Annotated in this window: 14 protein-coding genes; 11 read left to right on the forward strand and 3 right to left on the reverse strand. The window is 40.5% G+C overall.

Annotated features, from left to right (window positions below):
• Positions 1 to 113 precede the first annotated feature (113 nt).
• Both KZC02_RS22680 and KZC02_RS22685 read left to right on the forward strand, forming a co-directional pair.
• Positions 114 to 1,430, forward strand: a complete 1,317-nt coding sequence (locus KZC02_RS22680; protein ID WP_221390770.1) for an ABC transporter permease — start codon at positions 114 to 116, stop codon at positions 1,428 to 1,430.
• A gap of 287 nt (positions 1,431 to 1,717) precedes the next feature.
• Positions 1,718 to 4,690 carry a DUF2723 domain-containing protein gene (locus tag KZC02_RS22685; RefSeq protein WP_221390771.1) on the forward strand — a complete coding sequence of 991 codons (2,973 nt, stop codon included), beginning with the start codon at positions 1,718 to 1,720 and terminating at the stop codon, positions 4,688 to 4,690.
• Positions 4,691 to 4,827: 137 nt separating this feature from the next.
• Here KZC02_RS22685 and KZC02_RS22690 read toward each other — a convergent pair whose 3' ends face one another.
• The 3 genes from KZC02_RS22690 to KZC02_RS22700 all read right to left on the reverse strand — a co-directional run bounded on the left by KZC02_RS22690 (position 4,828) and on the right by KZC02_RS22700 (position 8,039).
• Positions 4,828 to 6,012, reverse strand: coding sequence for an endonuclease/exonuclease/phosphatase family protein (locus KZC02_RS22690; protein ID WP_221390772.1), 1,185 nt, complete (start codon positions 6,010 to 6,012; stop codon positions 4,828 to 4,830).
• Positions 6,013 to 6,160: 148 nt separating this feature from the next.
• Positions 6,161 to 7,324 (reverse strand): molecular chaperone DnaJ, encoded by a 1,164-nt coding sequence (gene dnaJ, locus KZC02_RS22695; RefSeq protein WP_221390773.1) that lies wholly within the window; start codon positions 7,322 to 7,324, stop codon positions 6,161 to 6,163.
• Positions 7,325 to 7,442: 118 nt separating this feature from the next.
• Entirely contained in the window at positions 7,443 to 8,039 is a 597-nt protein-coding gene (locus KZC02_RS22700) for a nucleotide exchange factor GrpE (RefSeq protein ID WP_221390774.1), read from the reverse strand.
• A gap of 113 nt (positions 8,040 to 8,152) precedes the next feature.
• On the opposite strand from KZC02_RS22700, the gene queG reads away from it, so the two are divergent.
• The 9 genes from queG (at position 8,153) to gyrB (ending at position 22,960) form a co-directional block, all read left to right on the forward strand.
• Positions 8,153 to 9,100, forward strand: a complete 948-nt coding sequence (queG, locus tag KZC02_RS22705) for a tRNA epoxyqueuosine(34) reductase QueG (protein ID WP_221390775.1) — start codon at positions 8,153 to 8,155, stop codon at positions 9,098 to 9,100.
• A 76-nt stretch (positions 9,101 to 9,176) separates the two neighbouring features.
• Positions 9,177 to 9,590 (forward strand): DUF1761 domain-containing protein, encoded by a 414-nt coding sequence (locus KZC02_RS22710; protein ID WP_221390776.1) that lies wholly within the window; start codon positions 9,177 to 9,179, stop codon positions 9,588 to 9,590.
• A gap of 792 nt (positions 9,591 to 10,382) precedes the next feature.
• Positions 10,383 to 11,813: a TonB-dependent receptor plug domain-containing protein gene (locus KZC02_RS22715; RefSeq protein WP_221390777.1), complete on the forward strand. Its 1,431-nt coding sequence runs from the start codon at positions 10,383 to 10,385 to the stop codon at positions 11,811 to 11,813.
• Positions 11,814 to 11,945: 132 nt separating this feature from the next.
• Positions 11,946 to 13,529: a hypothetical protein gene (locus KZC02_RS22720; protein ID WP_409014216.1), complete on the forward strand. Its 1,584-nt coding sequence runs from the start codon at positions 11,946 to 11,948 to the stop codon at positions 13,527 to 13,529.
• Between the two features lie 18 nt (positions 13,530 to 13,547).
• Positions 13,548 to 15,131, forward strand: coding sequence for a SusD/RagB family nutrient-binding outer membrane lipoprotein (locus tag KZC02_RS22725; RefSeq protein WP_221390778.1), 1,584 nt, complete (start codon positions 13,548 to 13,550; stop codon positions 15,129 to 15,131).
• A 240-nt stretch (positions 15,132 to 15,371) separates the two neighbouring features.
• The gene (locus tag KZC02_RS22730) at positions 15,372 to 16,292 is read left to right on the forward strand and encodes a hypothetical protein (protein ID WP_221390779.1); all 921 of its coding nucleotides are present in this window, start codon (positions 15,372 to 15,374) and stop codon (positions 16,290 to 16,292) included.
• Positions 16,293 to 16,522: 230 nt separating this feature from the next.
• Positions 16,523 to 17,419 carry a ThuA domain-containing protein gene (locus KZC02_RS22735; protein WP_221390780.1) on the forward strand — a complete coding sequence of 299 codons (897 nt, stop codon included), beginning with the start codon at positions 16,523 to 16,525 and terminating at the stop codon, positions 17,417 to 17,419.
• 45 nt (positions 17,420 to 17,464) lie between these two features.
• Complete coding sequence (locus KZC02_RS22740; RefSeq protein WP_221390781.1) at positions 17,465 to 20,635, forward strand: PVC-type heme-binding CxxCH protein; 3,171 nt, start codon at positions 17,465 to 17,467, stop codon at positions 20,633 to 20,635.
• 369 nt (positions 20,636 to 21,004) lie between these two features.
• A complete protein-coding gene (gene gyrB / locus KZC02_RS22745; RefSeq protein WP_221390782.1) occupies positions 21,005 to 22,960 on the forward strand; it encodes a DNA topoisomerase (ATP-hydrolyzing) subunit B in 1,956 nt (651 codons plus the stop codon).
• Positions 22,961 to 22,994 lie beyond the last annotated feature (34 nt).

Here is a 22,994-nt window from a genome sequence, read left to right on the forward strand (position 1 = left end):
ATTTAGAGTACGCTGAGTTGAGCTGAATCAATCCAGCCAACCGGAAACGGTTTTCAGACTCAATTTGCGAACCCAGTACAATTCAATTACCAAACAAACTCTATTAAAATTCAATGCGAAATATATTACTGGTTATCAGGAGGGAATATCTGGTTCGTGTCAAGAAAAAGTCATTTCTTATTATGACTATTCTGGCTCCGCTGTTTTTTGTTGGTTCCTATGCAGCTGTGATTTGGATCGCTGTTGGTTCCGTTGATCTGAAAACTGTTCAGGTAGTTGATGAAAGCAATTTATTCAAAAATGAATTTAAGGATACCGAATCTTTAAAATTCACATATTTGACTTCTTCCATTAATTCTGCCAAAACCCAATTTCAGAAAAGTGGTGCAAATGCACTGGTTTATATTCCGGCCAATGTAATAAAAGAACCAAAAAACGTCCGGATTTATGCTGCTAAAAATGTTAGCATGGAGCTAAAATCGAATATTGAAGATGTAATAGAGAAACAGATCGAAGAGATCAAACTTTCGGAAGCCGGTATTACACATAAAATCCTGGAAGATTCCCGCGTGAATGTCAGATCTGAAACGATAAGCCTGAGCGAAGAAGGAGAAAAAACAAGCAGTTCAGGAGCTGCAACGGTAATAGGCGGAATGTGTGCTTTCCTGATTTATATGTCCGTGTTTATTTATGGGACACAGGTAATGCGTGGAATTACCGAAGAAAAAACCAACCGTATCGTTGAAGTGATTATTTCATCTGTAAAGCCTTATCAATTGATGATGGGCAAAATTATTGGTGTGGCATTGGTAGGGCTTACCCAATTTGTATTATGGATACTTCTTACCGTTTCATTAAGTTCTGTCGCTACGGCAGTACTTGCGAATAAGATTCCGAAGGATTCAAAAGCCATGGTTGATAAAATGCAAACGAATATGCCAAGCAATAATATGCCGGGTTCCAATGTTGAAAATCCGGTTGCAGAAGTCCTTGGAGCGGTCAACAGTCTGAATATCCCCTTAATTTTATCCTGTTTTTTGTTCTATTATCTGGGCGGATATTTGTTTTACAGTGCATTATTCGGAGCAGTTGGTGCTGCGGTTGATAATGATGCAGATACCCAGCAATTTATGCTTCCCATTACTTTGCCTATCATATTTTCATTTGTTTTTGCCCAGTTTGTCCTCAGAGATCCGGATGGAAACCTGGCATTCTGGACATCCATGATTCCCTTTACGTCACCCATTATTATGATGGTCCGTATTCCGTTTGGAGTACCAGCCTGGCAAATAGCCCTTTCTATGTTGCTTTTGGTTGCTGGCTTTATGGGCACCATTTGGATGGCTTCCCGCATTTACCGTGTCGGGATTTTAATGTACGGCAAAAAGGTTACTTACAGAGAACTGGCAAAATGGATTTTTTACAAGTAAGCAACCAGCTGTCGGCTGTTCGAACAAAAGCCGGCAGCTGATTGCCGATTACTTATTCGTACGACAGCCGACAGCTGATAGCCGATTGCCGATTCATACTTCGTCCTTTCCTCCCTCTGCCTTTCCCATTCTCCATTTTTCATTCCTTTAACACTTTTTAAGAGCCAGTAACCGTTGCCGTTGAGGTTATTTTACTAATTTTGACCAATCATTGAAATTACTACTCTGATTAAATACAAGTTCAAACCCATTTTGCATTTCAAATTTTACATTTTATATTCTAAATAATGACCCGTTTCAATCGTTCCAACAACCTTACGGGTTGGATTGTCTTCGCCATTGCACTGATAACCTATTCGCTCACCGTTGAAAGAACGGCCAGCTTCTGGGATTGTGGCGAATTTATTGCCTGTGCCTTTAAATTGCAGGTTCCTCACCCTCCGGGAGCTCCGTTTTTCCTTTTGATAGGACGGATTTTCTCTCTTTTTGCATTTGGTGATCTTACCAATGTTGCATACTGGGTCAATATGGTTTCAGTATTAAGCAGTGCATTCACTATCCTGTTTCTTTTCTGGACTATCACCTTATTAGCCCGCAAACTGATTGGTAAACCGGATGAAGAATTAACTTCCGGTGATATTATGTTGCTGATGGGTTCGGGTATTGTAGGTGCTCTTGCCTATACCTGGTCAGATTCATTCTGGTTCTCAGCCGTCGAAGCTGAGGTTTACGGTATGTCTTCATTTTTTACTGCCATCGTAATCTGGGCTGTTTTTAAATGGGAACGCATTAAAGATCCGGCAGCGGAAAATCGTTATCTTATATTTATTGCATATCTGGTTGGACTTTCAATTGGTGTCCATTTGCTGAACCTGGTAACTATTCCAGCTTTGGCACTGGTATATTATTTCAAGAAATTTCCTAAGCCAAGCGTTTTTGGTGGTGTTATTGCTTTTATCGGCGGTTTGGTAATTCTTGCCATTATTAACTCTGGTATTATTCCCGGGCTTCCAAGTATGGCAGGTAAGTTTGAGATATTCTTTGTGAATTCACTTGGGCTTCCTTATAAATCAGGAGTAATATTTTTTATAGTCCTGTTTATCGGAGCGCTTATCTGGGGTATCCGGTATTCGCATCAAAAGGCGATGGTGTTGCTTAATACCGGCTTGCTCTCGCTGGCATTTGTACTGGTTGGTTACGCCTGTTATCTGTTGGTTCTGGTACGCGCGGAATACAATCCTCCAATCAATGAAAACAATCCAAATGATGTCCTGAGCTTCGTATCTTACCTGAAAAGAGAGCAATATGGCAGTCGCCCTCTTCTTTACGGGCCATCATTTGTTTCCCGTCCGGTAAGCCAGAAACGTGGTGCGCCTATGTACCGCAAACAGGATGGAAAATACACCATTTATGACTACCGCCCTGAGTATGAATATGAACCGGGCAGCAGCATGTTGTTGCCTCGTATGTACAGTACGCAGTCAGGTCACCCGCAATTGTATATGCAAATGGCCGGTCTGGCAGAAGGACAAAAGCCTTCAATGGGAAATAACTTGTCATTTATGTTTTCGTATCAGATCGGGCACATGTATTGGCGCTATTTCCTCTGGAATTTTGTTGGACGCGAAAGTGACGAAGAAGGTGCAGGGAATTTACTTCCATGGGATGTCCTGAAAAAATATCCGTCACCGATCGAAAACAACAAAGCGCATGATAATTACTTTATGCTGCCATTCTTATTAGGTCTTTTTGGATTGGTTATTGTTTATTTCCGTCAAAAAAGAGATTTACTGGTTCTGGGATTATTGTTCCTGTTAACTGGTGTAGCCCTTGTCGTTTATCTGAACTCTCCACCAACCGAGCCTCGTGAACGTGATTATATTTATGTAGGGTCGTTCTATATTTTCTGTATCTGGATTGGATTTGGTGTAATTGCCGTGGCCGATGGGATAAGCAAATTTGTGAAAGATGCTACCACACGTGCCGGAGTTGCAACTGCTGTTTGTCTGGTTGTTCCGGTAATAATGGGCGCAAAAGGATGGGACAATCATAACCGTGATCACAGGTTTCATTCAGTAGATTTTGCCAAGAACCTGTTGAATTCCTGTGCACCAAATGCGATCCTGTTTACAGGTGGAGATAACGATACATTTCCATTGTGGTATGTACAGGAAGTGGAAGGTTTCCGTACCGATGTTCGCGTTTGTAACCTGAGTTTGCTGGGAACAGACTGGTATATTGATCAGATGAAACGCAAAACATATCTTTCAGAAGCACTTCCAATTTCTTTGGATAAAAACAATTATGCTTTTGGGAAAAACGATATTGTTCCTTTTTATGAAATACCAAGTGTAAAAGGCGGTATCAACCTGAAAGAGTATCTGGGTCTGGTTAAATCAGAAAATAAAGCAATTCAGGTACCGCTTACAAGTGGTGACATGACTTCAATTTTGCCTTCGTCCGTTCTTTTCCTACCTGTTGACGCAGAAGCAGTGAAGAAAATGAACATCATCAAAAATGACCTGGTTCCATTCATTGGAGATTCTATCAGCTGGACAATCGGAAAAGGTGATTTGTATAAATCGGATCTGATCATGCTGGATATTATTTCTACCAACGACTGGAAACGCCCGATCTATTTCTCATCAACACTGGGTGGTTCAAGTTACCTGAATCTGAAAGAATATATGCAGCTGGAAGGTTATGCGTATCGTTTACTTCCGGTACGTGTACCAGGAGCGCAGGACGGTTATGTAAATTCTGACGTGATGTACAACAACCTGATGAATAAGATGTACTGGCGCGAACTGGATAATCCTAAGACATATTACGATAACACCTATCTGGGATCTCCGGTGGCTACTGCAAGAATAGCATTTTTACGTCTGGCTGGTCAGTTAATTGCTGATGGCAAGAAAGATGAAGCTAAAAAAGCAATAGAAAAATCGCTTTCAACAATGCCAGACAAAAGCATTCCTTATGATAATTTCTCTGCAAATTTCATTGGGATTCTGTTTGATCTTGGACAAACAAAACAAGCATTGGATATTGCTGATGTAATGGCAGTCCGTGCAGACGAAGTACTGACATGGGCCAAAGACAACGGCACCACCAAACGTCGTGACAGTAATCTGTACTTGTACATCTTGCAAACGATCGTACAGGAATGCCGCGAAGCAAAACAGGAACCCGCTGCCAAAAAATACGAAGTAATGTTCCAGAAACATCTGGCCGCATTTAATATGTATGGCGGACAGTAAGGTTTAGGAAGTTCATTGATAAAAAAGAGGGAACCGCATCATTGCGGTTCCCTCTTTTTGTACGCTCACACCGATTTGCAATCGGTATGTTCATGGCTTCGCGTTTGCAACGCGCTTGAAAGCAGAAGCAAACCAAATCACTCCAGCTTAACCTTCACCCAAACCAACCGATGGTCTGAGCTGGATTCCCGTTTCTCTACTAACCCCGACATCGGCTCACCTTTTGCAGGCCAGAAAACACCGCTGTCCAATACTTTAAATCCTGATCGGGACGGTAATACATAATCGGCACGCATACGCCAGAATGCAGTGTGGTTTTTGGCAAAATTATTGGTTGGGCTATGTTCCGCTCCGCCTTTGCTGGAAGGTACTGTATCACTATTTATTTTCGGATGCGCCAGCAATGATTTAATTCCTTCTGCAATGGCATTGCCTTCATCAGGTGAAGCATTCTGGTCCCCTAAAAGAACAAAGGAGGTATTGGCAGGTAAGCCGCCTTTAGTCCCTTTGTCATCGTAGATATAAGAGCTCAGGTGATCAGAAATGTAATCTCTCCAGAAACGGATTTCATCATGATTTCTTTTTCCGTTGCGGTCTTCAGCGCCGTCAAATGAAGGCGGGGTAGGGTGGCTGGCAAGAATATGTATCGTTTTGCCGCCGACTTGTACGGGTACATCCCAGTGTGATTTTGAGGATAATGGAAACTGATCCCAAGCTTCTTTTACATACCAGTCGCTGCCATCCGCTTTTGTTGTTTTTAACGCTCCCGGCATATCTTTCCATTTAAAATGCTGGAACGTGCGAACCTTGTTTACATCAATCGGATATTTGGACAAAAGCATCATTCCGTATTGTCCGGGATACATACCAAATCCCCAGGCATCTGCTCCGAAACTTTCCGCTTTTCCATTGTTATCCAGATCATACGGGCTCGGCTGGCCTGTATTCACCGTTGAATAATAGTAATAAGGATAATCAATGGATTTGCCGCCTTCCTGATCTTTCTTTAAATAATTGTTAATAAAAGCTTTAACACCAGACTCAGGATTTTTGATATAATCAAATTCATTGAGTAAGATGATATCCGGCCTGACAGTCTGGATAATTTTTGCAATATTCCTGATCTGTGCATTGTTTCCCGAATCCAGCTGACTGATCAATATTTGCTCTGAATTTCTTTTTGTTGCTCTTGGTACATAATTTTCGGCTTCCATACTTACATTGTATGTAGCGAAAGTGAGTTCAACGGGCTTTTGGGCAAAAGATTGAAACAACAGCGCTTCGGTTGAAAGCATGACAAATATTAAAAGGATTTTTTTCATAGAACTAAAATGATATTTCATGTTGACGTTGCGAAGATAAGAATCTCGTCAGACGCATTCATAAAAGCAATGTTAACGAAATGTCAATAAACAAAAATGAGCCGCCACAAAAGTGACAGCTCAATGACTATAAACCGGGTTTCGCCCGTCAATGAAAGAAATCTTTCATTTTATCAAAAAATCCTTTTTCATTTTTACCAGGTTTTGGCTGGAAATTAGGTGAATGGCGAAGTGATTCCAAAGTTTCTCTTTCATCAGAAGACAATTGCTGTGGTGTCCATACATTGATATGAACCAGCTGATCGCCTTTTCCGTAACCATTCAGATCCTTAATTCCTTTTCCTTTCAGACGAAGAATTTTTCCTGCCTGTGTACCAGGTTCTACTGTAATGCGCACTTTGCCATCTATCGTAGGGATTTCGGTTGATGTTCCTAATGCGGCATCTATAAAGCTCATGTGCATGTCGAAAACAACATTGCTTCCGTCACGTTTCAATTGAGCGTCTTCTTCTTCTTCAATTACGATGAGCAGATCACCAGCCATTCCGCCTCTGGAAGGAACATTTCCTTTCCCTGACATAGATAACTGCATGCCTTCTGCAACCCCGCCCGGGATGTTCAGTGTAATCAGATCATCCTGTAACAATCTGCCTTCCCCTGCACAAGTATCACAACGTTCGCTGATAATTTTACCATCACCTTCACAGGTAGGACAAGTACTGGTTGAAACCATTTGTCCAAGCATAGTGCTAACCACCTTACGAACCTGTCCTGATCCGTTACAAGTGCCACAATTGGTCAGTGCAGTTCCGTGTTTGGCGCCGTTACCACCACAGGTAGTACAGCTTACATGGCGTTTTACTTTAATCTTCTTCTCAACACCGTTTGCTACTTCTTCCAGGTTGAGCTTTAACTTAATACGAAGATCCGATCCTTTACGTACACGACGGCCGTTTCCACCACCAGCACGGCCAAACATATCACCAAATGGACTGCTTTCGCCAAAAATATCCCCGAATTGGGAGAATATATCATCCATGGAAAATCCGCCACCTCCATAACCTGCTCCACCCTGGCTGGCTCCGCCTACCCCGGCGTGTCCATACTGATCATAACGCGCTTTTTTATTATCGTCACTGAGAATGCTGTATGCTTCCGCTGCTTCCTTAAACTTGTCCTCAGCAGTAGGATCATCCGGGTTTTTATCCGGGTGGAATTTAATTGCCAGCTTGCGGTAGGCTTTCTTGATTTCGTCTGCAGGCGCGCTACGCTCCACACCAAGTATTTCGTAGTAATCTCTTTTCTTAGCCATGTTTTATTTCGGATGTATCATGTAAGCGTTCCCGTCTGGCACACCAATTTATTCTTTTGAGAATCAATGTCGGATGCCTTTGGTTATTACACATCATACATTACTTATATATAATCACTTATGCACCAACAATCACTTTTGCGTAACGAATTACCTTATCATTCAGATAATATCCCTTTTCTATTTCGTCAATTACCTTACCTTTCAAGTCATCCGAAGGCGCCGGGAACTGTGCGATGGATTCGTGTAATTCAACATCAAAAGTTTCGCCTTTGGATTCCATAGGTTTTAATCCTTTTGATTCAAGTGTTTTGTAAAGTTTGGTATAAATCAGATCCACACCTTCTTTTAATGCTTCTGTATCAACCGAAGAATCGAATGAAACTTTTGCTCGTTCAAAATCATCCACAATCGGAAGTATCAGTTTGATTACGTCAGCACTTGCGCTTGAAAGCAATTCAAGTTTTTCTTTGGAAGTACGTCTGCGGAAGTTTTCAAAATCGGCATATAATCTCAGATATTTATCTTTCAGTTCAGCAACTTCCTGTTTGGCTGTTTCCAAAGGATCTGTTTCGTGAATAGCACGAACATCTTCCGGGATTTCCTGGCCTGCATTGTCAACAGGTACATTTGTGTCAGTATCGGTAGTGGGATTCTCCTCGTTCACTGCGTTAAACTTGTCTTGATCTATGTTGTTTTCTGTGTTTTTCGGCATAGTAATAGCGTACTTTTATGACTGTTATAACGTTTTCAGGTTGTTAAATTACTTTGCCAGAGATGAAATACTGACAAGATGACATTTTTGTTATCTATTCGTAACTTTGCTGCATGACTACGATGGATTTGGTTAGGCAGCAGAGAAGTATATACATTAAATCGAAAGCGGCTGAAAATGGTTTCGATTTCTGTGGAATTTCTAGGGCTGAATTTTTGGAAGAGGAAGCACCAAGGCTGGAAAACTGGCTTAACCGGAATCATAACGGTGCAATGGGTTACATGGCCAATCATTTTGACAAACGCCTTGACCCGCGAAAACTTCTTGACGGAGCTAAAAGTGTTATTTCAGTTTTGCTCAATTATTATCCTGATCAAAAGCTTCCGGAAGGGGAAGAGGATCTGAAAATTTCAAAATATGCTTATGGTAAGGATTATCATTTTGTATTAAAAGAAAAATTAGCCACATTGGTAGCTGCAATCCAGGCAGAAACAGGAGACATTCATGCACGTGTTTTTGTCGATTCTGCTCCCGTGATGGACAAGGTCTGGGCGGCAAAAAGCGGATTAGGCTGGGTTGGCAAGCATTCCAATCTGCTAAACAGGGATATGGGCAGTTTCTTTTTTATCGGTGAAATTATTTGTGATCTTGATCTGGAGTACGACAGTGCCATCAAAGATTATTGCGGTACGTGTACAAGATGTATGGATGCCTGTCCGACCGACGCAATTACGGAAGCATACGTTGTTGACGGAAGTAAATGTATTAGCTATTATACCATAGAATTAAAAGAAGCCATTCCAAAAGAGGTGGAAGGTAAATTCAATAACTGGATATTCGGATGTGATATTTGCCAGGATGTGTGTCCATGGAACCGGTTTTCAAAACCTAATACCACGCCTGAGTTTTCTTTACAGCCAGGTTTGGCAAATTTTACACGAAATGATTGGGAAGAAATTACGGAAGAGGTTTTCCGTGAGGTATTTAGGAAATCACCTTTAAAAAGAACAAAATACGAAGGTCTCAAAAAAAATATTGTATTTGTTCAGCCTCCAAAATAAAAAGTATGAATAATACTGAAACCTCTTATATTTGAATTTAGTAGTTCCTTCCGATGACTGAATAAATACTCTTAATATGAGAAAGCAATCTGTCAATCTCTGGGCCGTACTTGTCTGTGTTGTAATCGGGCAAATAATTCCTGCATTGTGGTATTCAGCATTTTCTGAAATCTGGATTTCTTTAAATGGATTTACTCCGGAGCAACTAAAAATGGCAGTTAGCCCCATACCATATCTTGCCAGCATTGTTTCTTCTTCATTTGTCGCCTATACCATGGCCTGGATTTTTACCAAAATCCCTGTAAAATCTTTACTAACCGGATTTCTAACCGGACTATTATTTGGCATTGTCTTTGTCCTGTTTGAAACGATTGTAAAGGACATGTTTTCTATGCGCACTTTACTTCTTTCAATTATTAATGGCGGTTCCAGTGTCGTAGTATATGCTTTGAGCGGAGCAGTACTTGGTGTGTGGAGAAAATACGAGTAAACTGTTTTGACCTAGGCTTTCTTCCCTTATTTACATTGTTTCCTGCAATTTTAAGAGTTTTGCTATTCTTGGAAAAAGTAAATTTTTCAGAATGCTGGCCAATTATCTTTAATGATTCTTTTTTGCAACTGCGCATTAATTACGATTCGATTTGCATAAGCCTGATTCTGGCCACTGAGGATTATATTTAGTTACATTATAGGGAAAATTTGGATGTGAAATCGAAATATACAAATAGGTGTGTGTTCGAGAACTTCTGTAAAAATTGAAGTTAAAATTAAAGTAGCATTAAAAGGAAATAAAATTTTTCAGTTGAATAGAAAATGATAGTTTTATACCATATAATTGTCAAATTCTTCGAAATAATATTTTTAGTTATTTAAATATTGAGAAATATTTGGTCTGTATTTGAAAAAAAAATAAATTTCAAAAAAATACAATATTTAAATTTCGGTCAGGTGTATAAAATTGTTAAAGTGACAATTTTCTGTTTTTGTTTATGCGCTTTTTTTGTCACAAATGGGTGGCTGTTATTCCTGGATTTTTTGGTCGAAAAATTTAAGGAAAAGTTGGATACACTCCCAGATGGGTGGGTAATGTTTTGTGCTCGGTTTCCTCAGAAGTCATTTTGTGAATAGTATGTTAATGTTATGTCATAAGTATAAAATCAGATAGGCAAACACTTGGATTTACAACTTTTTTATTGGATAAGGGATGTGCCTGATTTTTAAATTTTTACAATTGTATTGCGAATATTAATTTACATACCAACTTTTTACCTAATTAATTATTATGAAGAAAAAATTACATATAGTGCTCCCCGGAATAGGATTCCGAGGTAGAGGACTACTATTTATGCTCTTATCCATGAACTGTCTGGCTGCACCTTCGTTTGCTGCTGACCTTGGCAAAACGGAAGGCGCGCGCTCGGGGAAAGAGCACCGAATGACTCCTGGTCTGGCAGAAGAGATTAAGGGTACTGTAAAGGATGGAAAAGGTTCTCTGATTCCGGGTGCCAATATCCTGGTAAAGGGTTCCACCGTTGGTACGAGTTCTTCGGCAGACGGTTCTTTTAGTATTAATGTACCAGATGCAGGGTCTGTTCTGGTAATATCTTCAATTGGATTTGTTACCCAGGAAGTTACGATTGGCAATCAAAAAGTCATTGATGTTGTGCTGGTTGAAGATGCAACAGTTTTGGGAGAAGTGGTAGTGACAGCTCTTGGTATTCAAAGAGACAAAAAATCACTGACCTATGCAACGCAGCAGATTGCAAGCACGGAATTGACCAGAGCTGCCAATACTAACTTTGTTGATGCCCTTAACGGTAAGGCAGCTGGTATTGATATTAAAGTAAGTAGCTCTGGTGCGGGTGGTTCTACGAGGGCTGTTCTTCGGGGAAACAAATCGTTACAAGGATCAAGTGAGGCTCTTTACGTGATCGACGGTATTCCTATGGTAAACAACAAAGGAGGACAACCGGGTTCTTATGGCGGAACAGATGGTGGAGATGGTCTTTCTGCAATTAACCCTAATGATATTGAAAGTATCAGCATACTGAGAGGAGCAAATGCTTCTATCCTTTATGGTAGCCAGGGTGCCAATGGTGTTATTTTGATCACTACCAAAAAAGGTAAAGAAGGCAAAGTATCTATAGACGTCAATTCCAGTGCGGTTGTTGAACAAGTTTCAGGCCTTCCTAAATTTCAATATCGCTATGGATCTGTGGGGGGTGATTATAGCTGGACCCCGACAGGAACAGCGGTTGTTAAATCAGACTCTTATCAGAAAGATTACATTAAAGACTTCTTTCAGAATGGTACTACTTTTAACAACTCTGTATCAATCACTGGCGGGAATGCCAAAACAAGTGTTTATTTTTCCTACGGAAATGTTTCTTCTAAGGGTATAATGCCAACAAATACCTACAATAAAAATAACTTTTCGTTTAGACAAAGCACCAAATTGCTGAATGACAAGATTACAATAAGCTCCGGTGTGATCCTTTCTTCTGAAGTATCCAAGAACCGTCCGGGCGCTGGTTATTACAATAATCCGTTGACTGGTTTGTATTTATTTGCCAGAGACCGCGACTTGAATAGCTACAAAAACAATTATGCGGTTCTGGATAAGGAAAGGAACCTGGACAAAATGAATTGGTATTCAACAGAAGAGAAGCAAAATAATCCATATTGGGAGCTTAATAAGAATCCGAAACTATAGACATACAAACGACTGATAGCCAATGTAAAACTTTCCTACGACATTGTAGAGAATCTTAAACTGGACGTAAGGGCTAATATTGATTTTAATAATGTTCTGGACGACAAGCGTTATGCTGCGGCTGGTAACTCAGTGAGTGTCAGTCCGAACGGAACATGGACATACGCAAAATACAATGATCAGGCCATATATGTAGATGGAATCTTAAGCTATAATAAGAGCTTTGGTGATTTTAGTTTGAATGCCCTTGCCGGTCTTAGTTATCAGAAAAACAAATACTTCGATGGTATGGTAGTGAACAATGGTACAACATCGTTGCAGTATCCAAATGTGTATACGTTTGCAAATATGCCTTATAACGTAATTTTCAATAACCATCCCGATTATAGCAATACCATCAAGCATGGTGCATTTGCCAACTTGTCTCTTGGATTTAAGGACTTCCTCTTTTTGGATCTGGCTGGACGTAACGACTGGGCCTCTACCTTGGCACTTACAGGTAACCAGTCCTACTTTTACCCTTCTATTGGTGGATCTGCTATCATCAGCCAGATGTTTAATTTACCTCAGGCAATCTCATTACTTAAGGTGCGCGCTTCATTTTCACAAACAGCGAATGAAGTACCTTATAATAGGGTGAATCCATTAGGTACAATCGCTGGTGGTGGTGGTCCAACAGGAATAGGTGGTATCAATTATGCCACTCAAGCGCCTGACACCGACCTGAAACCTGAAAAGATTGTGGCAAATGAATATGGTGTTGAAGTTAAGTTCTTTAAAGGACGTATGGGTGCTGACTTTACTTTGTACAACGGGGTAAGTACCAATCAATTTCTTTCCCTGCCTGCACCTTCAGGATCAGGATATACTATACAATATATTAATGCCGGAAAAATCACAAACAAAGGATTTGAGCTAACCCTTAATGCAGAGCCGTTCCGTACCGATCATTTCAGCTGGAATACTACAATAAACGCCTCTCAGAACAAAAATAAGATTGTAGAATTGATCGCGTCAAATCCAGGCTATCAGGCAGGTGGCGATGATGAGGGTTTTGCATCGATCATTAAAGCAGGCGGTTCTTTCAATGACGTGTACATCTACAAATTTGCCCGGAATGATGCCGGACAGATCCTTCTTGATGCAAATGGCGTCACAAGAAAAGCAGCAATACAAGAAAAGGTGGGTAATGTTAACCCAAAGCTGCTGTTAGGATGGAATAACAACTTTAATTACCGTAACTTCTTTGCCAGTGTACTGGTTAACGGGAAATTCGGCGGTGTTGCATTCTCAAAAACAGAGGCATTTTTGGATTCATACGGTGTAAGCGAGAGAACTGCAGAGGCAAGAGATGCCGGATCTGTGGCTATTAATGCAGTGACACCTGAGGGTGCAGCGGTTACTTCCATTGATCCATATACCTACTATTCTGCCATTGGTGATAGAAATAAAATCATGGAACCGTATGTATATTCAAGAACAAATGTAAGGTTGGGACAGTTTGTGTTGGGTTATAACTTTAAAACCAAAAGTGCAAACCCTGTGTTTAAAAATGCTACGGTGTCATTCGTAGGTCGGAATTTGTTCTTCTTATACAAAAAAGCACCTTTCGATCCTGAGCAGGCAATGACTACCAGCAATGCCCTTCAGTCCACTGATGTGTTTGGTTTACCTTCTACAAGATCCTATGGGTTAAATCTGAAATTGACATTCTAAAATTTTTAAAATATTAACATGAAACATATAATTATTTTACTGGTATCCTTGATTGCATTCGCAGCGTGTACTGACAATTTTGTCGAGACAAACAGGAACCCAAATCAAATTTCGGATGAGGAACTGTTACAGGATAACAACCTTTTAGGTTCTCCTTTCTCCGTTATGATTTTTAATTTGAACGGTCACCAGATCGAAGAAGATCTGTGTGCTGACAACTGGATGGGGTATATGGGCACACCAACTGATTTTGTTGGTAATGTCAACAATACGACTTACTATATTCGCTGGAATTCGTTTTGGGGCCGGGAATATGGTAGCGTCATGGCTCCTGCTAAAAAAGTAATTGAAAATGCACAAAAATATAACTTTCCCATGTTTGCGACTTGGGCCAAGTTGGTACGTATTTTAGCCATGTCCAAGTTGACGGCAGTGCATGGTCCGATCATTTACTCCCAGTACGGTTCCACGGAAAATTCTATTCCTTACGACAAGGAGTCCGATTTATATCCACTTTTCTTTAAGCAGCTGGATTCTATTCAAACTGACCTTGGAGCGAACAAAACGTACACCGGATTCAAGAAATTTGACCCAACAATATATGCAGGAAGTATACCTCAATGGCAGAAAGTAGTTAATTCCCTGCGCCTTAGATTGGCATTACGCCTGTCAAAAGTGGATCCGGCAATGGCTAAAACCGAAGGTGAAAAAGCGTTAAGTGATCCAGCTGGTTTAATAACTACCAATGCTGACAATTTCACCAATTCATTGAACGGTAATAAAATACCTGTTGCGCAGATTAGTTATGAATGGGATGATACCAGAATGGGTGCTCCAATGGAATCTTTTTTAATTGGTTTAAAGGACAATCGGATTTCACAGTATTATGCTCCAATGGCTACGGCTAATGCAGCATTATATGCTGATCATCCTACTATGCCTTACAAAGGAATACGGAATGGTGCTTATATTAAAGCAAAAGCGGATCACGTACCATTCTCAAAAGTTGCCGAAAGTTTCCAGACTATTCAGACCAGAAGGAATTTTACAGCGGCAGAAGTAGCTTTTCTTAAAGCAGAAGCCGGACTCAGAGGCTGGGCAGGTGCTGGCGATCCTAAAACCAATTATGAAAATGGAGTAAAATTATCCTTTTCTGATTGGGGTGCAGGTGGTGTGGATGCTTATCTTGCTGATGCCACAAGTAAACCGATTAATTATGTGGACCCTATTGACGCACGTAATAATTTTACTGCATTATCAACCATTACGGTTGCGTGGAACAATGCTGATTCTAACGAATTGAAACTGGAAAAGATCATTACCCAGAAATACCTTAATACTTTCACAAACACGTTGGAAGCCTGGGTGGATTTCAGACGTACGGGCTATCCCAAAATTCCACATGTTGCTAAGAATGACAGTAATGGAGACTGGGGTATAATTCCGGCAAATGAATGGATTAAAAGAATGCCATTCATAACTACTGAAAGAACAGGTAATACGGCTGCTGTTACAGATGCTGTATCAAAAATGGGCACAGGTGCGAAGGATGATATTGCAACACGCTTATGGTGGGATACAGGTAAAGTAGCAAACTTTTAATATCGATCCGGCTAATATTTATTGTAAAATCGGGGTGGCAGTCAGCCATCTCGATTTTTATTTTTATGAGTATACAAACGATGAATGAACGTTCGGAGAAAATATACTATTGAAGTCTCATTAAAACAGCCGAAGAATTGTTAATCTGATTTATTCTTTAACAACGTATATTTGGCTTTATTTACTGTCTGGCTTACCAGATGCTGAAAAGACTGTTGATTTGTGTTCGTAACGATTTAAATGAAAAAATACCATTACTTTATTTTCTTATTTTTTTATATTATCAGCAATAAATCCTATTCCCAGGATTTGATTGTAACAAATGTAGGTGACTCAATTGCCTGTAAAATCATTGATCAGACACAGAATTTCATTAATTTTTCTTACAGAAATAACAATTTCATTGTTGAAAAAAAGTTACGCTTGGCACATGTTAAGAGTGTCACCCGCAATTTTAATGTTAAAAAGGATTCATTTGGCAATGTACAGATTGACACAAGTCTGGTTGGTCAATACAAAACAACAAATGTAATAGCTGACACCAGCATTATTACTAATGTAGCCGACAGGGTTGAGCCAGAAACTTCTACATGGCAATTCAGTATCAATGGCGGATATGCATACAGGTTATTTAAACCTCGAATAAAATCAACTCCTTACGAAAAAGAATACATTGATAACCTCAAATCAGGATATTCCCTTGGTGCGGATCTATTCTACTTCCCATGGAAAAAAGTAGGGTTCGGTCTTAAATATGACAGATTCAACAGTAAGGGGAAAAGGGATATACGTACCAAAGATGACATTACCATTGAGTTTATGGGCGCTTCTGTCGCACACAGATTAATGTTTCAAAATAACAGGACTTCTGTGTTAACTGCTTTCTGGCTGGGTTATCAGCCGTATCGAAATGAATTCATGTTCATTGGCCAAAATTATAAATCCTACGCCAGGACAATGGGTTGGGGTGTGAGTGTAAGCCTGGATCATAGAATAACCCAAAAACTGGCCCTCAGTTTTTCGGCATCCTGTTTTATGGGTAGTTTTTACAAATATGAACAGGAGTTGAAAGGTAGCACGCGAACAATTCATTTGGCCAGAGATCGCTTCGAAGATCTTTCCCGTGCAGAATTTACCGTTGGCCTTAAATTTGTGAAATAACAGATTTTTGTAACAAAATAGTAGCCGTATAAATAATTGGATTACTTCTCCGTTTAGAAGAAAGATTTATAATTAAGTAAGGGAATATTTGGATTAATTAGTCTTGAATATGATCGTTTTGATTTTGGGCAAGAAAATTAAATCCTTAAAAGTAGATTGCCCGGTTGGCCGTCTTCATTTTAAATACTAAACCTTTGATTTTAAATCATATCATTTCTAAATCACCATTGATGAACACAATCCAGTTTTCAGGAAAACGTTCTTTTTCCTTATTTGCGCTTGCTGTTATTTTACTGATTGTCACCACAGCTGCTTTTGCCCAGTCCAAAAAGACACAGAATGTTAAAAAACCATTGGTCGTATTTGTTACCGGGGATCATGAGTACAGCGGTGAAGAAACACTCCCGATTATAGCTGCCGAACTGGAAAAAAATTACGGGATGCGGACAGCTGTCCTGAAGGCATATCCGGATCACAATTCAGAAAAGAACATTCCTGGCCTTGAAATATTACGCGAAGCGGATCTGGTTGTTTTCTATCTGCGCTGGCGTCAGTTACCGAAAGAACAGTTGGCTTTCATTGACGAATATCTGAAAAAGGGAAAGCCGGTAATGGGTTTCAGAACTACAACGCATGCATTCAATTATCCGAAAGGTGATGAAAATGAAAGATGGAATGCGTTCGGACAGTTTGCTTTAAATTCGCCTCCCGGCTGGGGCGGAACTGCGCAGCATACACATTATGGTCACAAAAGCACTACGGACGTGACTGTAATTCCTGCACAGGCACAGAACCCGATATTGACTGGTGTAGCACCTTCATTTCATGCACCATCTTGGTTGTACAGAGTATTGCCTGATTTCCCTTCAAAAGGTTCAACCTGGCTTTTAATGGGGAAATCTGTTAATCCTGATAAAAAAGCTATTGATAATCCGGTTGCCTGGACAGGTATCAATTCTTTTGGCGGAAAAGTTTTTATGACAACACTTGGGCATCCGGGAGATTTTAAATCAGAACCTTTTCAGCGACTTGTTATCAATGCAATTCACTGGGAATTGGGCATGGAAGTTCCAAAAGAATGGAAAGGGAAAATAAACATCCAGGTGCCATACAGAGAGGCAAAATAATATTTGAATATATCCTAAATCCCACTTTAAGAATATTAAATCAAGATGACTAAACCTGGAAAAATCGGAATTATTGCATTGCTAGTTGTTTTTGGACTGACCATCATTGCGTTCAGCGCTTTCAAATTCGGCCAGTCGGAGACGATACAAGTTAAGAAAGGATCACGTATTGCTTTAATCGGTAATAACCTGGGATCCAGAATGATAAATTATGACAATTTTGAAACTGAGATGAATGTCCGTTATCCTGATTTATCCTTGTATATCCGCAATATGTGTGATGGCGGCGATACGCCAGGCTTCCGGCCTCATGCCAGCAGGGATTTGCCGTGGGCATTTCCGGGAGCAGAAAAATTTCAGACTGAATATGCTAAAAATTCCGATAGTGAAGGTCATTTTGAAACGCCTGATCAATGGCTGACGCGTCTTAAAACGGATATAATAGTTACCTTTTTTGGTTATAATGAATCGTTTCAGGGAAAAGAAGGATTGGCAAATTACAAAGCAGAACTGGATGCTTTTATCAAATACTCATTAAGCCAGAAATATAATGGTGTAACGGCTCCGCAAATGGCCATTGTGTCGCCCATAGCTTTTGAAGATTTGTCAGATAAAATGGATCTTCCCAATGGCAAAAAAGAGAATGAAAATCTTTTGATGTACACAAAAGCCATGAAAGAAGTGGCTGACCAGAATAATGTACTGTTTGTCGATGCTTTTACGCCTTCTCAGAAATGGTATGAGGAAAGTGAAGCAGCGCTAACAATTGACGGTTCACAGCTAAATGAAGAGGGTTATAAGAAGTTAGGTGTTTTATTGGCAGATCAGGTTTTTGGGAAAGCTTCGCCAAAAGCTGAAGCAAACAGAAAGCTCGTGCATGATGCAGTTACTGAAAAAAACTGGATGTGGCACAACGATTTTAAAATACCAAATGGTGTTCACGTATATGGCAGGCGTTACAATCCTTTCGGGCAGGATAATTATCCTGCTGAAATACAGAAAATCCGTGAGCTGACTGATATTCGTGACACGGCGATCTGGCTGGCAGCGAGTAAAGGTGAAAAGCTGGATCTGAGTATTGCTGATAAAAATACAACTCCGCTGCCACCTGTAAAAACGAATTTCAATCCTGAGAAAAACGGCAGTCTTGAATACTTATATGGTGAAGCAGCGCTAAAAAAACTCAAAGTCCCGGAAGGTTATAAAATAGAACTTTTTGCATCAGAAGAGGAATTCCCTGATCTGGCCAAACCAATGCAAATGTCTTTTGACAATAAGGGAAGGTTATGGGTTGCTACCATGCCAAGTTATCCGCATTATAAGCCGGGAGATTCCAAACCAAATGATAAGATCATCATTCTGGAAGATACCAACAACGATGGAAAGGCTGATAAACAAACCGTTTTTGCCGATGGCCTGCATCTTCCACTTGGTTTTGAAATTGCTAAAGAAGGTGTTTATGTTTCGCAGGGTACCAATTTGAAACTTTTAACTGATACAAATGGTGATGAAAAAGCGGATAAAGTTGAAATACTTTTAAGCGGATTTGATGATCATGATACCCATCATAATAGTCACGCTTTTACGACTGACCCGTCAGGAGCAATTTATTCTGGTGAAGGTGTGTTTTTGCATACCAATGTCGAAACTTCATATGGCCCGGTCCGTGCTACCAATGGTGGGTTTTACCGTTATGCTCCGCAGCTTCATAAACTGGAACGCACCGCACAGCTTTCAATTCCAAATCCGTGGGGAATTGCATTTGATGATTGGGGGCAGCCATTTTTTGCTGAAACTTCCAGTCCGGATGTACGCTGGATGATGCCAGGTTCGGTTTTACCCAGATATGGAGAAGCAACTCATAAATCCTTTCAATTAATAGAAAAAGACCATTTGGTGCGGCCTACGTCTGGTTTGGAGTTTGTTTCAAGCCGTCATTTTCCGGATAATATTCAGGGAGATTTCCTGATTAATAATACGATCGGATTTTTAGGAATGAAAGAACATACCTTAAAAGACGATGGAACGGGTTACAAAAGTAAACACCAGGCCGATCTGGTGGTGAGTGAAGACCGGAATTTCAGGCCGGTAGATATGGAGTTCGCTCCTGACGGCTCTCTCTATCTGATCGACTGGCATAATATCCTGATCGGGCACATGCAACACAATGCAAGAGATCCTCTGAGAGATCATTCGCACGGACGGGTTTATCGCATCACATATCCATCCCGGCCATTGGTTACTCCTGCAAAAATTGATGGCGCCAGTATTGAAGTGCTTCTGTATAATCTTAAACTACCGGAATACCGTACCCGTTATAGAACCCGCCGCGAATTAAGAGGCAGGGATGTAAGCGAAGTTTTATCCAAACTTAATGTTTGGATTGCAGGCCTGGATAAAAAAGATCCTCGGTATGAGCACAATTTGGTAGAAGGACTTTGGGTTAGCTGGGGAATGAACAAAGTGGACCAGAAATTACTGAAACAGGTTCTTAAAGCAAAGGATTACCACGCCAGAGCTGCCGCAGTTCAGGTGGTTCGTTATACCGGGCATCAGGTTGCAGATCAGGCCGATTTGCTTATGCAGGCTGCAAAGGATGATAATGGCCGGGTTCGGCTGGAAGCTATTGTTTCTGCATCCTGGATCGGTAAGCAAAAGGGATTGCCTATTCTGGCAGAGGCAGCTAAAAAGCCACTGGATGAATGGATGATCCATGCGCATGAAACAGCAGTTGCGCATCTGAACGGAGTTGCAGTTAAAAAGGAAAAAGAAGTAGCTTCAAAATCAGCATTAAAAGGTAAGGAGCTGGCGCTTTTCAAAATGGGTAAAGAAATTTATGCCAAAGAAGGATATTGTACCACCTGTCACCAGCCCGATGGAAAAGGGCTTGCAGCATCCGGCTTTCCTCCGCTTACAGGTACCAACTGGGTTACCGGCAGTGAGGACCGTTTGATCAAAGTAGCATTAAAAGGACTACTTGGCCCAATTGAAGTAGGGGGTAAAAATTATCCCGGACAGGTTCCGATGACTCCATTTGGTGGCTTGCTGAAAGATGAAGAAATCGCAGCTGTACTGACTTATGTAAGGAATTCGTTTGGTAACCAGGGATCGGCTATACTTCCTGAAAAGGTGAAGTCGGTAAGAGTTTCTACCGAAAATAAAATAGATTTTTACTCCCCTGACCACCTTCTGAAAGAGCACCCGATGGAAAAGTAAATAGCTGTAATACATAAAGTGGACATTACAAAGAGAGCGGGCATTAATGCCTGCTCTCTTTGCTTTTATTCCTGCCTGGTTATAACTTCAACATCCTTATTTTATTGAACTTTATTAGGATAAACAAGATACCTTTTACCTTGTTTATTTCGTTTTTTATACATCGGATAATGTAAATCACTTGTTTATTAAACTATCGATTATATAATAATTCCATTAATACGTCTTAATGGGTAGAGTTATAAGGATATTTGGTTTTTGCATGTACCTATATTAAAACCGGGTAGGAAAAAGCATAAAAAAGACGTATATTTGCATGTTATAACACACCTAGAATAGCTCTTTTTATTGTCGGGTAAAACAAATTATATGTCAAACGAAACAGTGCTTGAAGTAAATTCATATTCAGCCGAAAATATCCAGGTTCTTGAAGGTTTAGAGGCCGTACGTAAGCGTCCGGCCATGTATATTGGTGATACCGGTTTTAAGGGGGTTCACCATTTAATTTGGGAAGTTGTTGATAACTCCATAGATGAGGCGATGGCTGGTTACTGCGATACCATCAACGTAACAATTGAAAAAAACAATTCCATAACTGTGCAGGATAATGGCCGGGGTATTCCAACAGGAATGATGGCTAAGGAAAAAAAATCCGCATTAGAAGTTGTACTTACCGTTTTACACGCGGGAGGTAAATTTAACAAAGACACATACAAGGTTTCAGGTGGTTTGCATGGAGTAGGGGTTTCCTGCGTAAATGCATTATCAATACATCTTCGTGCAGAAATTCACAGGGAAGGCAAAATTTTTGAACAGGAGTTCAGTGAAGGTAAGCCGCTTTATGCAGCGCGTGTCATTGGTGAGTCTGAAAGAACAGGGACTTTCATTCATTTTTTGCCGGATAATACGATTTTTACCGTTACTGAATTTAAGTATGAAACAGTGTCAACAAGGTTACGCGAACTATCCTTTTTGAACAAAGGCATTAAACTGACTCTGGTTGACAAGCGCGAGGAAGAGGAGGACGGTACTTTCCGCAGTGAAGAATTCCTTTCTACAATCGGGTTGAACGAGTTTGTGTTATATCTGGAAGGTACACGCCAGGCTTTGATACCTGAGCCGATCTACATGGAAACCAGCAAGGGGACCATTCCGGTAGAGGTGGCAATGATGTACAATACATCGTATAGCGAAAATGTTTTCTCTTATGTTAATAATATCAATACCATTGAAGGTGGTACCCACGTTTCAGGTTTCAGGGCTGCTTTAACGCGGACACTGAAAAATTATGCTGAAAAGTCGGGTGTACTGGCAAAAGAAAAAATTGAGATCAGTGGTGACGATTTCCGTGAAGGGCTTACAGCCGTTATCTCCATTAAAGTTCAGGAGCCTCAGTTTGAAGGACAGACCAAAACAAAACTTGGAAACTCCGAAGTAACCGCTATTGTGAGCCAGGTTGTAGCTGAAATGCTGGATAATTATCTGGCTGAGCATCCGAAAGAAGCGCGGGTAATTATTGATAAAGTGATCCTGGCTGCCAAAGCGCGTATTGCTGCGAAAAAAGCGCGTGAAATGGTGCAGCGTAAAAACATTCTGACAGGAACGGGCTTACCTGGTAAACTGTCTGACTGTTCAGAAACCGATCCTGCTGTTTGCGAATTGTATCTTGTCGAAGGGGATTCGGCTGGTGGAACTGCAAAACAGGGACGTAACCGTGCTTATCAGGCTATTCTTCCATTAAGAGGTAAAATCCTGAATGTAGAGAAAGCACAGGAATACAGGATTTACGAAAATGAAGAGATCAAGAATATGTTTACCGCTCTGGGTGTCCAGATCGGTAGAGACGGAGACGAAAGGGCATTAAATATTGATAAATTAAGATATCACAAAATCGTTATCATGACGGATGCGGATATTGACGGTAGCCATATCAGGACCTTGATACTGACATTCTTCTTCCGTTATATGAAGATTTTGATTGACCATGGTTATATCTATATCGCCCAGCCGCCGCTTTATCTTGTAAAAAAGGGTAAAGAGGAAAGATATTGCTGGACAGAAGCGCAACGTGAAGAAGCGGTAAGAGCGATCGGTAATGGTCGTGAAGATCTGGTCAATATTCAGCGATATAAAGGTTTGGGTGAAATGAATGCCGAACAATTATGGAGCACCACGATGAACCCGGAGGGCAGAAGCCTTAAGCAGGTAACAATTGAATCTGCCGCAGAGGCTGATCATTTGTTCTCCATGCTGATGGGTGATGAAGTTGCCCCAAGACGAGACTTTATTGAAAAAAATGCAAAATATGCACGTGTAGACGTGTAAAGATTGGTTTCCGATAAAAAAAATGAACGGATGG

It is taken from the genome of Dyadobacter sp. NIV53, assembly GCF_019711195.1.
In the GTDB taxonomy this organism is placed as follows: domain Bacteria; phylum Bacteroidota; class Bacteroidia; order Cytophagales; family Spirosomataceae; genus Dyadobacter.